General features: G+C 54.2%; 15 protein-coding genes. 4 read left to right on the forward strand and 11 right to left on the reverse strand.

The genetic code is table 11. The annotated features are described in order from the left end of the window. Nucleotides 1–32: 32 nt before the first annotated feature. The 9 genes from CEE69_RS00240 to CEE69_RS00300 all read right to left on the reverse strand — a co-directional run bounded on the left by CEE69_RS00240 (nucleotide 33) and on the right by CEE69_RS00300 (nucleotide 6,936). Nucleotides 33–320, reverse strand: a complete 288-nt coding sequence (locus CEE69_RS00240) for a hypothetical protein (RefSeq protein ID WP_233214448.1) — start codon at nucleotides 318–320, stop codon at nucleotides 33–35. 201 nt (nucleotides 321–521) lie between these two features. Continuing rightward, nucleotides 522–935: a hypothetical protein gene (locus CEE69_RS00245; RefSeq protein ID WP_233214449.1), complete on the reverse strand. Its 414-nt coding sequence runs from the start codon at nucleotides 933–935 to the stop codon at nucleotides 522–524. A 102-nt stretch (nucleotides 936–1,037) separates the two neighbouring features. Continuing rightward, nucleotides 1,038–1,787 (reverse strand): hypothetical protein, encoded by a 750-nt coding sequence (locus CEE69_RS00250; RefSeq protein ID WP_233214450.1) that lies wholly within the window; start codon nucleotides 1,785–1,787, stop codon nucleotides 1,038–1,040. A gap of 89 nt (nucleotides 1,788–1,876) precedes the next feature. After that, nucleotides 1,877–2,647 (reverse strand): hypothetical protein, encoded by a 771-nt coding sequence (locus CEE69_RS00255; RefSeq protein ID WP_099258573.1) that lies wholly within the window; start codon nucleotides 2,645–2,647, stop codon nucleotides 1,877–1,879. A 41-nt stretch (nucleotides 2,648–2,688) separates the two neighbouring features. After that, nucleotides 2,689–2,997 (reverse strand): hypothetical protein, encoded by a 309-nt coding sequence (locus CEE69_RS00260; protein WP_099258574.1) that lies wholly within the window; start codon nucleotides 2,995–2,997, stop codon nucleotides 2,689–2,691. A 478-nt stretch (nucleotides 2,998–3,475) separates the two neighbouring features. Beyond that, nucleotides 3,476–3,847, reverse strand: a complete 372-nt coding sequence (locus CEE69_RS00265; protein WP_007340627.1) for a GxxExxY protein — start codon at nucleotides 3,845–3,847, stop codon at nucleotides 3,476–3,478. A gap of 1,427 nt (nucleotides 3,848–5,274) precedes the next feature. After that, a complete protein-coding gene (locus tag CEE69_RS00290; RefSeq protein ID WP_233214451.1) occupies nucleotides 5,275–5,694 on the reverse strand; it encodes a hypothetical protein in 420 nt (139 codons plus the stop codon). A 113-nt stretch (nucleotides 5,695–5,807) separates the two neighbouring features. Next, nucleotides 5,808–6,155, reverse strand: coding sequence for a hypothetical protein (locus CEE69_RS00295; RefSeq protein ID WP_099259169.1), 348 nt, complete (start codon nucleotides 6,153–6,155; stop codon nucleotides 5,808–5,810). Between the two features lie 328 nt (nucleotides 6,156–6,483). Further along, on the reverse strand, nucleotides 6,484–6,936 hold the full coding sequence (locus tag CEE69_RS00300; RefSeq protein ID WP_233214452.1) for a hypothetical protein: 453 nt from the start codon (nucleotides 6,934–6,936) through the stop codon (nucleotides 6,484–6,486). Nucleotides 6,937–7,112: 176 nt separating this feature from the next. Between CEE69_RS00300 and CEE69_RS00305 the strand changes: the two genes are divergently transcribed. Then, nucleotides 7,113–7,790 carry a response regulator transcription factor gene (locus CEE69_RS00305; protein ID WP_099258580.1) on the forward strand — a complete coding sequence of 226 codons (678 nt, stop codon included), beginning with the start codon at nucleotides 7,113–7,115 and terminating at the stop codon, nucleotides 7,788–7,790. Continuing rightward, nucleotides 7,787–9,196 carry a sensor histidine kinase gene (locus CEE69_RS00310; RefSeq protein WP_099258581.1) on the forward strand — a complete coding sequence of 470 codons (1,410 nt, stop codon included), beginning with the start codon at nucleotides 7,787–7,789 and terminating at the stop codon, nucleotides 9,194–9,196. The genes CEE69_RS00305 and CEE69_RS00310 overlap by 4 nt, the downstream gene beginning before the upstream one ends. Nucleotides 9,197–9,236: 40 nt before the next feature. Here the strand turns inward: CEE69_RS00310 and CEE69_RS00315 are convergent, their stop codons facing one another. After that, on the reverse strand, nucleotides 9,237–11,009 hold the full coding sequence (locus CEE69_RS00315; RefSeq protein ID WP_099258582.1) for a TolC family protein: 1,773 nt from the start codon (nucleotides 11,007–11,009) through the stop codon (nucleotides 9,237–9,239). Between the two features lie 283 nt (nucleotides 11,010–11,292). Between CEE69_RS00315 and CEE69_RS00320 the strand changes: the two genes are divergently transcribed. Both CEE69_RS00320 and CEE69_RS00325 read left to right on the forward strand, forming a co-directional pair. After that, on the forward strand, nucleotides 11,293–12,633 hold the full coding sequence (locus tag CEE69_RS00320; RefSeq protein WP_233214453.1) for an efflux RND transporter periplasmic adaptor subunit: 1,341 nt from the start codon (nucleotides 11,293–11,295) through the stop codon (nucleotides 12,631–12,633). Further along, nucleotides 12,633–15,785 (forward strand): efflux RND transporter permease subunit, encoded by a 3,153-nt coding sequence (locus CEE69_RS00325; protein WP_099258583.1) that lies wholly within the window; start codon nucleotides 12,633–12,635, stop codon nucleotides 15,783–15,785. Before CEE69_RS00320 ends, CEE69_RS00325 begins: the two co-directional genes overlap by 1 nt. 126 nt (nucleotides 15,786–15,911) lie before the next feature. On the opposite strand, the gene CEE69_RS00330 is transcribed toward CEE69_RS00325, so the two are convergent. After that, a complete protein-coding gene (locus CEE69_RS00330; RefSeq protein WP_099258584.1) occupies nucleotides 15,912–16,598 on the reverse strand; it encodes a hypothetical protein in 687 nt (228 codons plus the stop codon). Between the last annotated feature and the right edge of the window lie 28 nt (nucleotides 16,599–16,626).

Genomic DNA, 16,626 nt, shown 5'->3' on the forward strand with positions numbered 1-16,626 from the left:
TGAGGGAGGGACGAGCATGAATTCAGCTCTCGCTACCAGAATCGCCACAGATTTTCTTTCAGCCACTCGGTAAAGCTGTCGCCGCCGAAGTAGCCCAAGACCATCCCGAAAACTCCGCCGGCCACGCCGCCAGCGAAGAACGCAACAACGGCCCATCCGGTGAAAGCAAGCGAGACAGAGAACCCCAGCCCCGCACCGCCCACTGTTCCCAGCAGCCCTCCTGCGATCAGGTTGACAATCGCATCATCGTATGTCTCCGCGATCCGTTCGGCGTTCAAATCGGAATCATCCTGATTCTGGTCTGAGTCGGGTTCAATCATCCTGCGGTCCTGTCACCGTTGGTTTTCTGCTGCGACGCAACCGCGACGATCCCACACTCGTCATCCCGGATCCAATCAGCGAACACGCAATGTAAGATATGAACAAAACGTTCAGTGCTGACCACGGTGAGTCGGTTACCACTCTTCATCCGCATCAATCGCACTTCCAGGAAAAACGAAATCTCTGATCAGCAGGTTTCATCAAGCATCTAAAACGACGCGGGCGACTCGACTGACTTCGCTAGCCCCCAAGACGTACACATAATCCTCGATCGTCTTGCTCATCCCACGCCAATCGTGAACCTCAACCTCCACTTCGAAACTGGCATCAGCCTCGAACATACAAATCTGGTAGATCAATCCTTCACCAGGCTCGACTCGTTTGGCACTTTGTTCGTCAAAGCAGACGAATACCTGATTCGTCTTCACGCCACACGCGAGGGACGACAATGTCGGCGCAGCATAAAGCTCTGAATTGTCCGGCAACCAGATAGCATGTCCACCGACGTTCACCACCGAGACTTCGTAAATCTTGGCGTTGCGGTAGTAGCCGTGATATCGCTCCAGATCAACAGGATCGAAGACGCGTACTTGGGGCTCAAACGGGCGCAGCATCACGAACGCACCAGCGCACAGCGCCGTAAAAATGAGCAACGTTGAAATCCGAAACCGTTTCACAACCACCTCCAACCTTCATCATCCACTTCACTGATTCGATCAGTTCAGAAACGATTCAGGGGAAACCAGAATGTCACCCAAATCATTCTCACCGGGATCGAGTGAAACTGAAAACCGAGCACGCCGCCATTGAACTTCCTGCCCTTCAATGGTCACTTGATCGATTTTGCCCACTTCATGACGAACTCGAAAGACGAGCTCTTGGCCAACAGGCAGGCCTTCAATCTTCAACCGGCCGTCGGAATCACTGGCCGCAACATACGGATGGTCGACAACGACCACGAACCCTCGCATCCACGGATTGATGTTGCAGTCAATTGGAATGAGCGCGGGCTCAGGTTGTTCCAACTCGAGCGAGAAAGATTCCCCCGGCTTGAGCAGATGGATGCTCGCCGTGTTCGCGAAGAAGTTCAGCGCCACGTTGTGCATCAACCTCCCCTGATTGTCGATCTCCAGCGAATCACCTTTTTGCGTCAGCAGCACGTGCGGATCAAAGCGACCGTTCCGCACGAGTAACTTTTGACGCACACCATCATGGGGTGGGACATCGACTTCGGAACCTCCACGTCCTGTGTAAAGCTGGACGACGATATTTCGAATCCCCTTCGTTTGTTGATCGACCAGTAGCTTCTCATCCTGGACGATCAAGGGGACGCCGCGAAAAACCAAACGCTTTGGCTTGGGAGGCACACCGTCATAAACAAACCGCATCGACAAGGACGCCTCCTCGGCAAAGGCAACCGGTGCGGTCAACAAGACCAAAAGGAACAAGCACAACATTCTTTTCATCGTTGACTCCTCATCGAAAATGAAACGAGCATCATAGTAAGCTACACAAATTTCGAATGCGGCGAGCACAAGGACGCTTGAACAGTTCTTCAGTCGGCTTGCAATTCGTTTGTCCGCGCCGACTTCAGCATCGGATGCATCCCCGACTGCACCTTCAAATACTTGTTGGATTGATCAATGGAAATCGTCCAACCATAGGGTGGTGAAACGATGACCCGAGCATCTTCTAACCATTCCACATCGAACGGAATGACGAAGTCGCCGTCCATCAATTCGACCATCTCGACTTCGACTCCATTGACCACCAACTTCGCGAATGCAAACGGATTCAAGTTGGAGAGAACAGCACCTTCACACTGCGTGTAGCTCAAATCAATCGGAAGTGACTCCTTCATGCCAGCAATTGCCGTGGTCAGTTGACTCCGAAAATGAACGTGTGGAAAAACCGATTGGTAAGAAACTTGCCATGCTTGATTCACCCAGCGCGGTTCGATGTCCTGCTCGAAAGCATACGCAAACTCCATCCGGAGAGACCCTTTCGGCTGGTTTGCGATCAACCAAGGATCTTCTTCACGCAACTCCTTCGAAACCGGCAAGTCAAAACGCCCATTTACATCCACTGAAATGACAAGGTCACCAGCTTTTGACTTCAACGTCATCCGAATGTCATCTGGGCTGACCCCAGGAGCGATGCTTCGAACGAAGAAACGCATGGACGTCGGCACCACACCGTCGATTTTGGGCGGCTCAATCTCAGTGACTCGAAGTGCACTGGAATACCGCATTCGCGCAAGTTCTTCCCCAAACGCGGTTGTGCCGATCCAAAGCGTGACCATGCACGCCACAAGGAATCGTGTCATTTGTCCATTCCTTTCAGTGCTCACCGACTGAGCTCGACGCACTATGAAAGATCGTGACCCTCGTCGGTATCCGCGTTCCCTTGCTTGCTCTCGTCCGGCGAGTGACCTAAGAGCGCGTAGCGAGCGAAGTGCAGCAAACCAGAGAAACTGAATTTCGGATCAATGTATCGTTCGATCACGTAGAAAGCGAAGTAGTAAGCTCGACAAAATGACCAGATCGCAATGGCAAGCAACCCAATCGTCTGCAGACTCGGAGAATTCGCGATCAAAACCAGCGAAGCGAGCCCTCCCGTCACGACGAACAACCCGCCCTTGAACCAAATCCATCTTGGGTCTGTCAAATTTGCCATCGCGTCATCCTTCTTGAAGGATCAATCATCGAAGATACACCACTTCACAAACCAAATGACAAGCGGTGCAAGCATGATGGCGGCAATCTTGATCATCGAATTCTTCCCGCTTCAAAATGTTCGTGGTGACACAAAATGACCCTCGGACCGCTACGATGGCAACCCTGAGCGTCTCATCATACCAATAATTTTTGGCTAACAATTCAAGCAGTCGCGTAGGCCGGATCAAGCCGCTTCGGCGCCGATCCGGCAGATCAGCCGAACCGAAACCTTCGTGCTCTCTGTGCCCTTCGTGGTGAAGAATATTCGCCGGCAAATGCACCACGAAGGACGCGAAGAGCACGAAGGTTCAGTGTGGAGTGAACATGGTGCCAACCAACGGCGAAAGTCATCCTTCGTGACCGCTACGTCGCTTCGCGGTGAAAGGTAGACATGCTTTCGACTCCTATCCCAACTCATGGAGCCGGCAGCATCAGATTCAAAGCACAAAGCGACGGAGCCCGTCTTTGAGCCGTGTCACGTTGAAATTGATCAAGAGCCCCGTCCGAATTCCCGCCAGCTTCATGTAAGTCAGCAATTGAGCCTCGTGAATCCCCTTCAATTTCTCGACGCTCTTCAGTTCGAGAATAATGGAGCCCTCCACCAACAAATCGATCCGATAGCCACAATCCAACGCCACGTCTTTGTAGCGAACCGGCTGCGGGTGCTGGAGCTGAAACAGAATTGAATTCTTACGCAACTCATGGGCGAGGCATTGCTCATAGGCAGACTCCAGCAACCCAGGCCCCAATTCGCGGTGCACTTCGATCGCGCACCCGATCACTCGGTGAGACAGTTTATCGAATTCCATTTTCTCCCCCCTCAACGCACCGCCTTCCATGCTGGAACCACCGGCGTGGATGAATCGATTGTCAAATCATCGTAGCAAATCTTAAAACCACGAAGGACTCGAAGAGCACGAAGAGACAGCACGAACGGTCCGATCGCTTCGATCTCAACCCCGATTCCAATTCGAATTCGACAGATCGCGAACCAGAAGTCTCGGCCACTTCGCAATCGAGATTCCAAACAAACCGATCCGCCCACAACAAACCTGAACCTTCGTGCTCTCTGTGCCCTTCGTGGTGAAGAATCTCTGCCGGCAAATGCACCACGAAGGACTCGAAGAGCACGAAGAGACAGCACGAATCAGCCCCAACTTTCCGATCTCAAACTCGATTCCAATTCGAATGCAACAGATCGCGAACCAGAAGTCTCAGCCACTTCGAAATCAAGATTCCAAACAAACCGATCCGTCCACAACAAACCTGAACCTTCGTGCTCTCCGTGTCCTTCGTGGTGAAAACTCTCTGCCGGTAAATGCACCACGAAGGACTCGAAGAGCACGAAGAGACAGCACGAATCAGCCCCAACTTTCCGATCTCAAACTCGATTCCAATTCGAATGCGACAGACCGCAAACCAGAAGTCTCAGTCCCTTCGAAATCGAGATTCCAAACAAACCGATCCGCCCACAACAAACCTGAACTTTCGTGCTCTCTGTGCCCTTCGTGGTGAAGAATCTCTGCCGGTAAATGCACCACGAAGGACTCGAAGAGCAAGAAGAGACAGCACGAACGGTCCGATCGCTTCGATCTCAACCCCGATTCCAATTCGAATTCGACAGATCGCGAACCAGAAGTCTCGGCCACTTCGCAATCGAGATTCCAAACAAACCGATCCGCCCACAACAAACCTGAACCTTCGTGCTCTCTGTGCCCTTCGTGGTGAAGAATCTCTGCCGGCAAATGCACCACGAAGGACTCGAAGAGCACGAAGAGACAGCACGAATCAGCCCCAACTTTCCGATCTCAAACTCGATTCCAATTCGAATGCAACAGACCGCAAACCAGAAGTCTCAGCCACTTCGAAATCAAGATTCCAAACAAACCGATTCGTTCACAACTAACCTGAACCTTCGTGCTCTCTGTGCCCTTCGTGGTGAAGAATCTCTGCCGGTAAATGCACCACGAAGGACTCGAAGAGCACGAAGAGACAGTGAGAATCAGCCCCAACTTTCCGATCTCTACCCCGATTCCAATTCGAATTCGACAGATCGCGAACCAGAAGTCTCGGCCACTTCGCAATCGAGATTCCAAACAAACCGATCCGCCCACAACAAACCTGAACCTTCGTGCTCTCTGTGCCCTTCGTGGTGATCGCCTAGTCCGGATCAAGCCGCTTCGGCAAATCGCCAACAACCATCGCCAACCTAGCGGGTAGAAATCACCACCGACTGTCAAACCCCAGAGTCAGCAACACCGAAGGCCTGTCTTACCGTTGGACGCGTCAGAACGAGGATCGTCAGCACACCCAGAACGGTCCCGAATGGAAAGAAACAACATTCCATTCCGGCAACAACCAAACAAAACAGATGACCGCGTCTCTGGTTCAGCTTGCGTCCAGCCATGGCGACGCAGGCAGCCATCGTCAATCCAAAGGCAATGAATGCAAGCGGGAACGCGATGAACAACCACCCCATGAACGCAGGCGGCGCTTCGCCCGTTCCTGCCCCATCGAACGCGCCAGTCAAGAGCCCAACTCCGACCGCCAAATGGATCAGTGGGAACAAAGAGATCAGAGCCAACAGCCCAGCCACAACGTAGTGAAAAATCGAGAGCAAACGAAGCTGTTCCGCATCCTGACTGCCACTGTCCATCACCATTCTCCCACTTGTCGAAACTTGATCGGTCTGCACAACCGACCTATAAAAACTCGAAATGCCTGTCTTCAAACAGGCCCAATCCTAAGCAGAACGGGGCGTTCAAACGATCATCGATCGTGCGAAGCAACGACACGATGATCCCTTCTCACCGAGATACCTCGCCAGACCAGCCCGACGGCGATGGCAATCAAGATGGGTGTGACGGCGAAAGCAAGCCACCGAGCGGTCGACGGTGCGATGGGGATACCAAACAGAAACAGCTCCAGATCATATGTCGCGAACTGACGTCCGGCCGGAGCTGGACGTAACCCGTCACTCATCGCAAGGATGACACCAGGCCCACTGATCACGACCGCAACCAACAACAACAGCGCAGCCAAAACCCAGTACCAAACGGGCGTCCGTGTGGGCGTCTCATTCGCTTCTTCGGTTGGAATTTGGTACGGATTTGTCATCCACTTCTCAGTTAACAAAGATCGCTTGTCAGTGGACACGAAACTCAATAGCAACGACTCACCAAAATGGACACGAAGAGCACGAAGTGGTGGTTCGGGTCTAATCCGGGATTGCGATTTCGCTCGCATCATTTGGCGTGAGCCGTTTCAGCAACTTTAGTTTCTGGGAAAGTTTGTCCGGGAAATACGGCGATTCATCAATCGCACCAAAGATTTTCTTGAGCTCATCACCTTTCGATGACAGGCGTACGTGAAAAGCTCTCCCTTGACCGAAGACGTATCAGATAACCTCAAACTCGATACACTCCCCATCCTATCGTGAGAATGCTCATCGTGTGAAACCAGTCTCACGGCGGACGGACGCCCATTTGACGAACCCGGCAACAACCGCCCAAGGCAATGTGATGAAAGTCAGACCAGTGCCGCAAGCTATCAACCACGACCAAGCCGACGTCGCGAGCGTCAAACGATCGCCAGGAGAAATCGTGTTGCTCTGTCTCAAGGGCAACGTGAACTCGTTGTAGAACGCCGGAACGGTGAGGAACAACACGATCAACGACCAAAGCGTGCCATTCCGAAATCCAATCAAAAAGGGATGTTTGGACGGTTTCTCAGGCGGTGTGATAGAAACGAATTCGGCGGATTCGTAGGGATTGACCATGCGATACGTCACAGTGTTTGGATACGCTGGCTGGATGACCGTCGAAGCAATTGTACCGAAGGAGTGCAGCAACCAAGCTTTCACATCTGCATATGACTGAGGTTTTCGAACCGAAGACATTGACCCAGCCTCACATTAGCAACTTCTAATCATTTGCTAATGGATCGAAACGATAAATGGTCAATGCTGCGTCACTTTCCCAGATTCAGCAATCGCGACGAGGAAGATGTCGCTGTTGCGGTTCCAAAGGACATTCCTGAAGAACCCTTGTTTCGCTCCCCCGACCAAGTCCCGTCATGACTCGCCTTCTTTTGATCGAAGATCAGTTGAAACTGCGTCGCAATTTGTCGCAGGTCTTCGAGAAAGACGGCTACGAGGTTGAGACTTGTGGAACAGGCGAACAAGGTTTCTACATGGCGACCACGGAACCCTTCGACGCGTTGATCCTCGATCTCTCATTGCCGGGCAGAGATGGCTTTCAAATCTTGTCCGACCTTCGTGCTGGTGGCATCACTTTGCCAGTCCTGATTTTAACCGCTCGAGACTCCGTGGACGATCGCGTCCGAGGATTGGATCTCGGAGCGGACGACTATCTGGTCAAGCCATTCGCTCACCTGGAACTGCTCGCTCGCGTCCGTGCTTTGCTGCGACGTTCGAGACCCAACCAGTCGGCCGAACTGAAGTGCAACGATGTTCACATCGATGTCATGGCACGACGTGTCAGCCGAAATGGAGTTGAGATTGAACTGAGCGTTCGCGAGTACGAGCTGTTGGAATACCTGATGCGTCACAAAAATTCGAACGTCACGCGGCAAATGCTATCCATCGACATTTGGAAAGAACCCGGTGGGATCATGACCAATGCCATCGATGTGTGCGTCAACAGTCTTCGAAAAAAGATCGAGTTGCCTGGAACATCTCCTTTGATCCTGACCATTCGTGGTGTGGGCTACACGATTCGAGAAACAGCATGAATCGGATCAGTATCCGTTGGCGGATCGCCGTTTGGAGCACGCTCGCATTTGGCATTGTCTTGTTTGCCTTTGCCGCATTGCTCTACGGCATGCTTTATCGGATGCACTACCGTCAGGTCGATGATGGTCTGAAGAACCGATTCGAGAAAGTCCGTGTTGATCTGGAAACAACTACGACGCCGGATCAAAATTTCGCGAACTGGGTCCGCAAATTTGGAAAGCATCTGGAAATTTCTGGAGTTGCAGTGGCTCCTGACGGTCGCATCGTGGCGGCGGCCAACTCGCTGAATCAGATGCCTGATTCCGAATGGAAAACGATCGTGCAACCAGGCCCGGTGTTCGATTCCCAAATGATCCCAGGATTCGGACACGGCCGGCTCGCTCGCGGTTCGATCGAAACGCCCACCGGCACGCACACGTTGATTCTCGTTGCCGAAATGGAGCACATCGATGAAGAGCTTCGAGGCGTCGCGAAAGTCCTGTGGTCCACCATTCCTTTGATGCTGGTCATGGTGGTGATTGTGTCCTACGTCTTGGCGATGAAGGCACTATCTCCGGTCGAACAATTGACCCAACGCAGCAACGAGATCACGGCTGAAAACCTACATCAACGGTTGCCGGTTCCGAACCCGCACGATGAACTCGGACATCTCGCAAAAACCATCAACTCGATGATTTCCCGGTTAGAAAAATCGTTCGCGGAAGTCCGACGGTTCTCTGACGACGCTTCTCACGAATTACGCACACCGGTGACGATCATCCAAAGCGAAGCGGAGATGGGACTGGAACTCACAGACGTTCAAGACGAAGCAAGCACGCGATTCAAAAGCATTTTGGAGGAGTGTTCCCGTTTGACAGCCGTGACCAGTCAACTGCTTGCTTTGTCACGCAGTGAATCGAGCGCGGCTGGAATGAAATTGGCTTCGATCGATTTGGAAGCAATGGCAGAAGAGGTGATCCGCTCGCTGCAACCTCGAATCACGGGCCGACAGTTGTCATTGGCCTTGATCCGCAACGGCCCAATGAAAATCGAATCTGACCAAGAACGTGTGCGGCAAGTCTTTCACAACTTGCTCGAAAACTCGATCAAGTACACACCAACCGGAGGCAACATCGAAGTCGTCTTGACCCATTCATCCAATCTCGTGAACATCGAATTCCGAGACTCCGGGATTGGAATTGGGGCCGAACATTCCGACCGAATCTTTGATCGCTTCTACAAAGCCCACTCGGGCGACGAAGGATTGAGTTCGCAGCACGATCAAAACTCCTTCCCACCCAGCACGGGTCTTGGGCTCAGTATCGTGCGAAGCATTTTGGATTCCCTAGGAGGCGAAATCGAACTGATCGAGCGACCTCCGTGGAGGACCGTGTTTCAAGTGAGTTTGCCTACCAAGCCTTCGTGATTGCGATCAGAAGGTGCACGAAACTGGAATGGCGATTGGCTCAATACTCGTACACGGTTTGGTCATCGTTGACTGGCCATCCCAAGGCCCATTGCAGTCGGAATTGGGCTTGGTTGTAAGACGTCACGGCCTGGAGATAGGCACGACGTGCTGCCTCCAGAGCCTGGACGGCTTGCAAGACTTCGACGGGCAAACCTTCACCATCTTGGATGCGTTCCAAGTTCGCTTGGTAAGATCGTTCCGCCGTGGCGATCGCTTGCTGAGTCAAATCCATTTGTTGACGACGAAACTCAACCTGGCTGGCCGATTCCGAGATTTCGGCTGCGATCTGATCCATCACGCGAAGCTTTTCGTATTTGGCTTGCTGAACTCGTGCGGACGTTCGGTTGCGAGCGGCACGTTCCCCAAGCCCGAAGTTGCGTAGTTCCCACGTGACCACGGCGTCGAAGTCATAGCGACCATCGACATCGCTGAGATCGTTGCCCAAGCCGCCTCCAAATCCGCCGGTGCTGTAACCCAAGAGTACACTCGGAACAAACGGAGCATACTTTTCGCGTTGGTAAGCTTCGCAGGCGGCAGCGACCAACGACTGGGATTCTTTCAACTCCGGTCGTGACGACAAACCCGTGCTGATCAACGATGCTTTGTCGGTCCCCATATGGGTCAGGTTCAACGGAACCACGGTCACGTCCATCGGAACCAAGTTGTCCCCCGAGTGCATGCTGATTGCCTGAGCAAGTCGCGCCGATGCAACCGCAATGCGTTCCTGACTGGCAACCAAACGACTGTCGATCAGACGCATCTCCGTTTGCATTCGATCTGCGTCAGCTTGCAATCCCTGGCCGGCGGAAGCGAAATCGGTCGTGATCCGAGTGAGCTCCCCAGCTCGGTCGCGGGATTCTTCCAGCACGCGAGCGTCTTGGTGAGCTTCCAACAATTCGGTGTAGGCCATCGCAGCTTGCAACAATTGCTGATTCAACACACCGGCTGCGGCGTGGCTCCGTGCCCAAGCGGACTTCTCGGCGATCTTCGGCTGAAAGATTGCGTCGGCCAAATGGAACTGAGCAACCAGCCCCGGTCGAGTATTGGTCGTTCCCGCACCGGTCGCACCTGCGCCCAACCCGTACTGAAACGAATTCCGATTGACATCGACAATGTCACCGTTGCTGGATTGGTAGTTCCCATCGTGACGGTGGAAGCTGAACCCGGCCTGGATGGACGGCAACCACAACACCTTGGCTTGGTCCAGTTCCGCGTACGCTTCGCGAGTCCGCCACTGAGCCAATCCGACCGCCGGGTGCTGACCGTCGATCATTGCCAAAGCGGTCGGCAAGTTCATTTGGATGGAATCGGTGGCCAACATGCCGACTTCCACTGGTTGCTCGAAGGGCTCAACCACCATGGGTTCTGGCGCCAATCCTACCGAAGCACTTTCGAATGCCGCCAGGGAATGCTCCGCGGGCTGCGTTGCAGGTTCCTTTTCGATCGGCTGCAACCGGTAACGTTTCCCATCGATCGTCATCACCGTTTCGCTGACGGCCTGTGGCTGAGAGACGGTGGCGTCGACATCACGATGGGCGACGGGACGAATCGAGGGAACGTCGGCTTTGATTTCCTCAGCTTTGACGTCCTCAGCCAACATGGAATCCGGTTCCGCCTGATCGTTGGTCGCCGTTGCGATCGCGGTTGCAACGGCCGCCGAACGGGTGGAATAGGCGTCTGCAGCAGGGGCTCGGTCAAAATGCTGAGCACAACCGATCGCGGGAACGGTGCCCGTGAGGGCAATCAAAGAGTAAAGAAACGAACGAGACATCCATGTTCTCCTAGTTCATCTGTTCGGAAGAAAGCGTTCGTGGGCCATTCTCAGCTCGTTCTGAACGCACTGGTTTCTACAAATGACCTTCGGCGATTGCTCATCCAGATGGTGACGATCGATCGCGTTGGATTAGTCAGTTCTAATCTGCCGCTCATCGAAACGGCCCATTGCGCGAACTAAACTACATCGACCACCTAGCGAACCGCTTCCGGTCAGACAGACTTTTCCGATTCCCCCAATTATCACAGCGGAGCCCAGGACACTGTCCTCGATTCACAACATGCCTTTTGCAAGCCCGCCCCGCGTCCTGCCTCCATTTGTCACCCTCGCCGTGCTCTGTTTTGTGACTGGTTGCACCGACTCCGATTCAGTGGCAACAAAACCGCAACCTCCACGCGTCACCCCGGTCAAGACCGTCGCCGTCCAACCCACCGAAGTGACACGACGAAGCGTTCAACCGGCAACCATCCACGCTTACTACCGAGCCGAAGTTCGCTCGCAAGCAACCGGTTATGTGGAATCGTTCTCCGCCGACATTGGCGAGTATGTCGAATCAGGAACAGTCCTGGCGAAGATCGCTGTTCCTGAAAAACTGCAACAACGCCGGATCATCGACGCCAAAATCCGGCGTTTGGAATCACAAGAGACGCAAGCCGCCGCGGGCGTGCAGCTGGCTGAAGCAAGCGAACGGTCCTCACGAGCCAAATTGGCGCAGGCCGAATCCGAACGCGCCGCCGTGGAGGCGTCGCTCGCTGCCGCCAACGCGGAGTTCAGTCGAACCGAAGACTTGGTCAACCGAGGCTCTTTGCAGAATCGAATGCTCGACGAAGCTCGCATGAAACGCGACAGCGAATCAGCTCGCAAGCAAGCGGTCGAATCCGCCGTGGAATCGGCTCGCGCTGACGTGGAAGTCGCCACCGCAAAGATCGAATCCTCACGGGCTGATCTGGAAACCGCGAAAGCGGAAACGGAGATCGCCCGACGTGAACTCGATGAGCTCAACGTCTGGATCGACTACGCTGAAATCAAGGCTCCTTTCGCTGGCATCGTCACGGAACGAAACATTCAACCGGGCGACCTGGTGCGAGCCGCCAACGACGTTGGACCTGTCAAACCCTTGTTTGTGATCAGCCAAATCAATCGGGTACGAGTCCAAATCCCCGTCCCAGAAAAAGACGCTCCCTTGGTCACCCCCGGGGACGAAGTGAGTTTGACCTTCCCTTCCTTCGCGTCGGAAGCCCCTTTGGTTGCACAAGTCACCCGCCGCAGCGGCAGCTTGGATGTCAACACGCGAACCATGTTGGTCGAAGTCGAAATGGACAATCGTGACGGCAAACTTTTGCCCGGCATGTTTGGCCAAGCCACCATCAACATGGACACAAAGATCGCCGCCAACATGCTGCCTTCTCAAGCGATCCGTTTTGATGAATCAGGCAACGCATTTGTGTATGTGGTCGCGGACGATGACACGATCTCCATCCAAGAGATTTCGACGGGCATGGATGACGGCAACTTCATCGAAGTCCTGACCGGTGTCGAGCCCGGACAGGCGGTCGTCGACGCTCACTTGAGCCGCTTCATTGACGGACAAAAAGTCGCCGTTTTGGAGGCCGCTCACTGATGTCATTGATCCAGTTTTCACTCCGCAATCGTTTCGCGGTGCTGGCGGCATCCATCGCACTTTGTGTTCTGGGCGCGGCCGTCATCCCCGGTATCACGATCGACATCCTTCCGGATTTCAAAAAACCGGTGGTCGTCAGCTTTTTCTCTTATCCAGGTCTTCCCACCTTGGACATGGAGAAATCGGTCACCTCCCGCGTGGAGCGTGCGTTGACCTTGGCAGGCAAAATTGAACACCAGGAATCTCGCACGGTTCCGGGTGCCGCTGTGATCAAAGTCTTCTTCCAACCGGGTGCCGATCCAAGTTCAGCGATGAACGACATCGTCAACTTGGAAGCCAGTGACATGTTCCACTTGCCGCCCGGGATCGAATGGCCGTTCACGCTTCGCAGCGAACCATCGAACCTGCCCGTCGTGCTCGCGGCGATCTCGGGCGAAGGCCTGAGCGAATCGGAACTGTACACGATCGGGTACTACGCCGTCCGGAACAAAATGGGTGGCTTGAAAGGCGTCCAGATTCCTCACCCCTTCGGCGGCAAGTTCCGCCAAATGATGGTCTACGTCGATCCAGCCAAACTGCAGGCCTACCACGTCAGCGCCACCGACGTGGTCGACGCGCTCAAGAAATCGAATCTCGTGTTGGCGGCGGGGACCGCGACCATGGGCGGAACGGACTATCAAATCCATCCTCGAAACACATTGCCCGATGTGGATGAGATCGAGGGCATTCCCATCGCCGTTCGAAACGATCGTCCAATCTTCATTCGAGACGTTGCGGAAGTCAAAGACGATGCGGCGTTGCAATACAACATCGTCCGCGTCAATGGAAAACGCAGCGTCTACTGCCCGCTCCTTCGCGAACCCGGTGAGAACACGATTGCCGTCGTTGACAGAATCTACGATGGAATCGCATCGGAGATTCCGAAGATGAAGGAACGCGGAGACATCCCCGATGCAACCGAAGTCACGTTGGTCTCGGACCAATCGCTCTACATTCGCAACGCGATGTCCAGCCTACTCACGCAGGTCACACTGGGGTCGGTCTTGGTCGCCTTGGTCGTGTTTGTTTTCCTAAGGCGAGTGCTGCCGACAGTGATCATTGTTTCGACGATCTTGTTGGCGATCTTGATCGGAGCCTTGGGATTCGCGTTCTCGGGTCAAACGATCAACGTCATGACGCTTGGCGGAATCGCACTGGCCATCGGCACCGTGGTCGACGCCGGAATCGTGGTGGTCGAAAACGTGATTCGTCACGGCCGCATGGGCAAATCCGCCATGGAAGCCGCCCGCGATGGAACGCAAGAAGTCTCCGGCGCAATTCTTGCCGGGACCATCACCACGCTCGCGGTGTTCCTGCCAGCAATCTTCCTGACGGGAATGATCAAGTATCTGTTTGCTCCCTTGTCGCTCGCGGCCACGCTGACCATCGGTGCGTCCTACATCTTGGCGTTGACGGTCGTCCCGGCTTTCTGTGCGACATTCGTCCGTGAACGTGTTCGTGAAAAATCGTCAGATCAGCAAGAGGAAGGCAACGAACCGAAACCTCAAACACCTTCGGGGCTGTATGGGCATCTGCTGGCAACGGCGATGCGAGTCCCTGCGATCTCGGCTCTGGTGATCACTGTGGCGGTGGGAGCCTCCTTTCTCTTGCTGCCGCAAATCGGCACGGAACTCTTTCCAAATGTGGATTCAGGCAGCTTTGAAATTCGCTTAAAAACCCTGCCCGGGACCGCCCTGTCGAAGACGGAAGAACTGGTCGCCAAGATTGAAGATTCGATCAAGGAAGTCATCCCTGAAGATCGGATTGACACGATCATCTCCAACATTGGTTTGCCAGTCGGAAAGGGTGCCGGTTTCTCCACCGTGTTGAGTTCCAACTCTGGACCTGACACGGCTTACTTGATTGTGAACTTGAACCAAGAAGATCGTCACGTTGGAACCCAAACTTACATTGATGAATTGCGATCCAAACTGAACGAGGAATATCCGCTGGAGCAGTTCATGTTTGTCTCCGGCGGGATTGTCAACATGGCGCTCAACGAAGGGGTCCCGACCCCGATCAGCGTTCAAGTTTCGGCGGGCACCCTGCAACAATGCCGAGACGCGGCCGAGCGAATTGTTCGCGAGATCGCTCCGATCCAAGGAACACGTGACGTCCAAATCGCCCAGTCTCTCGACTACCCGCAATTCGATGTGAAGGTTGATCGCACACGTGCCAAATACCTGGGCGTCGACCAGGAACAGGTCGCCCAAACGGTGCTGACGGCGTTGGGATCGAGTGTGGGCTATTCGCCAACGATCTGGATTGATCCCAAGAGCGGCGTCGACTTTTTCATGGGCGTTCAGTACGCATCGAATCAGTTTCAGTCGCTCGACGAGGTGCAGAACATTCCGTTGTCTCTCGACACCCCGGATGGTCCCATCACGATTCCGCTGTCCAACATCGCGACCGTCAATCGCGTGACCATCCCCGGCGAGATCGCCCACTACAACATTTCGCGGGTCAATGACATTCACGTCAATGTTGCTGGCAGAGACCTGGGAAGTGTCGCGGCTGACATCGATGCTGTTTTGGCGGACATGGAATTTAAAAACGGCGTCTCGGTCACGCTTCGAGGTCCTATCGAAAAGATGCGAGACGGAATGAGCATGCTGGGAGCCGGACTGGCCGTCGCAACGTTGCTGGTTTACCTCGTGCTGATGGCTCAGTTCCGTTCCTTCCTTGACCCGCTGATCATCATGTTGTCCGTGCCACTTGGCATCGGCGGCGTCTTGGTGGTTCTCTTTCTGACGGACACCTACATCAACATTCAATCGTTGATGGGAACGTTGATGATGATCGGAGTTGTTGTGAACAACTCGATTCTGCTGGTCGAGTTTGCTAATCAGCGACTTGCGAGCGGGGTGACGGCTCGAGAAGCAGCGATGTCAGCCGCACAAGTGCGTTTGCGTCCCATTTTGATGACGTCGTTAACCTTGGTTGCTTCCATGTTGCCGCTTTCGTTTCAGCTCGCACCTGGAAACGAAGCGATGATCCCGCTCGCTCGGGCTTTGTTAGGGGGCATGGTGATCTCCACCATCCTAACGCTGATCTTGGTTCCGTGCGTCTATGTGATGTTCCATCGCAACCGGACGGCCTCCAAAGTGGCATAGGCTTCCAGCCTGTGATTTGACCGTCCATGAACTGAAGCCTGCCCCATCCCAACAGCGCAGTAAAAACCACCGACACAATTGAATCGTGCCGGTGGTTTGCGTTCCGAACGTTGGTGACGTTGGAGATTACTGACCGATGACTTCGACAGTGGCTTCGATCAAGTCGTTCTCTGCCTGAAGCGAAGCCTGGTTGGGATTGGTGATGGTCACCCAACCTTCGGCGTCTGGTTCAGCACGGCTGATTGCCGATGCCAAAGCGACGGTTTCTTGTTGGTCCAACTGGATCGCTTCGCCGGCGTTGTTGGCAAACGTTGCGGGCGGCAACGATGCGGCACCTTCTGTGCTGGCACAGCATCCGATGTCACACCCACCAACGTCACAACCGGTTTCGCAACCTGCATCGCAGCTTCCGCTGTCACAGCATCCGTTGCCGCACCCCTTGCCACAACCGAAGATTCCACGTGCACGATGACGGCAATCTGGGCAGCAAGCGATGGCGGACCAATCGTAGGTGCAGACGGTTTTCTTCTTTTTGTCCGTGACCAATTTCTTGACCGTCCGAACCTTGCCGCACTTCTTCAGCGGCCCGCATTCCCATGGGAAACGCAGCGGTGGAATGCAGATGGTTTCGCATTCGACGTCAAAGCAAGTCACGTCGACTTCTTCTTTTTCAACTTCTACCACGCAGCGTCCGGCTTGGCAGAAGCAGCAGGCGGGGCCGAATGCACTGGCGGTGCTCGAGAAGACGACCGAGGCGGTCAACGCGAACAATCCCAGCAACGCGACGCGACCGAATTGAATGGATCGGCTCATTAGAAATTCCTTTTTCATTTCTGTGCGG

Origin of the sequence: Rhodopirellula bahusiensis, from assembly GCF_002727185.1 — a bacterium.
Lineage (GTDB): Bacteria > Planctomycetota > Planctomycetia > Pirellulales > Pirellulaceae > Rhodopirellula > Rhodopirellula bahusiensis.

What these genes read in the sequence shown, in the direction of transcription:
- CEE69_RS00240 (WP_233214448.1), bottom strand. Translation starts at nt 320, where the DNA reads ATGATTGAACCCGACTCAGACCAGAATCAGGATGATTCCGATTTGAAC.
- CEE69_RS00245 (WP_233214449.1), bottom strand. Translation starts at nt 935, where the DNA reads ATGCTGCGCCCGTTTGAGCCCCAAGTACGCGTCTTCGATCCTGTTGAT.
- CEE69_RS00250 (WP_233214450.1), bottom strand. Translation starts at nt 1,787, where the DNA reads ATGAAAAGAATGTTGTGCTTGTTCCTTTTGGTCTTGTTGACCGCACCG.
- CEE69_RS00255 (WP_099258573.1), bottom strand. Translation starts at nt 2,647, where the DNA reads ATGACACGATTCCTTGTGGCGTGCATGGTCACGCTTTGGATCGGCACA.
- CEE69_RS00260 (WP_099258574.1), bottom strand. Translation starts at nt 2,997, where the DNA reads ATGGCAAATTTGACAGACCCAAGATGGATTTGGTTCAAGGGCGGGTTG.
- CEE69_RS00265 (WP_007340627.1), bottom strand. Translation starts at nt 3,847, where the DNA reads ATGGAATTCGATAAACTGTCTCACCGAGTGATCGGGTGCGCGATCGAA.
- CEE69_RS00290 (WP_233214451.1), bottom strand. Translation starts at nt 5,694, where the DNA reads ATGGACAGTGGCAGTCAGGATGCGGAACAGCTTCGTTTGCTCTCGATT.
- CEE69_RS00295 (WP_099259169.1), bottom strand. Translation starts at nt 6,155, where the DNA reads ATGACAAATCCGTACCAAATTCCAACCGAAGAAGCGAATGAGACGCCC.
- CEE69_RS00300 (WP_233214452.1), bottom strand. Translation starts at nt 6,936, where the DNA reads ATGTCTTCGGTTCGAAAACCTCAGTCATATGCAGATGTGAAAGCTTGG.
- CEE69_RS00305 (WP_099258580.1), top strand. Translation starts at nt 7,113, where the DNA reads ATGACTCGCCTTCTTTTGATCGAAGATCAGTTGAAACTGCGTCGCAAT.
- CEE69_RS00310 (WP_099258581.1), top strand. Translation starts at nt 7,787, where the DNA reads ATGAATCGGATCAGTATCCGTTGGCGGATCGCCGTTTGGAGCACGCTC.
- CEE69_RS00315 (WP_099258582.1), bottom strand. Translation starts at nt 11,009, where the DNA reads ATGTCTCGTTCGTTTCTTTACTCTTTGATTGCCCTCACGGGCACCGTT.
- CEE69_RS00320 (WP_233214453.1), top strand. Translation starts at nt 11,293, where the DNA reads ATGCCTTTTGCAAGCCCGCCCCGCGTCCTGCCTCCATTTGTCACCCTC.
- CEE69_RS00325 (WP_099258583.1), top strand. Translation starts at nt 12,633, where the DNA reads ATGTCATTGATCCAGTTTTCACTCCGCAATCGTTTCGCGGTGCTGGCG.
- CEE69_RS00330 (WP_099258584.1), bottom strand. Translation starts at nt 16,598, where the DNA reads ATGAGCCGATCCATTCAATTCGGTCGCGTCGCGTTGCTGGGATTGTTC.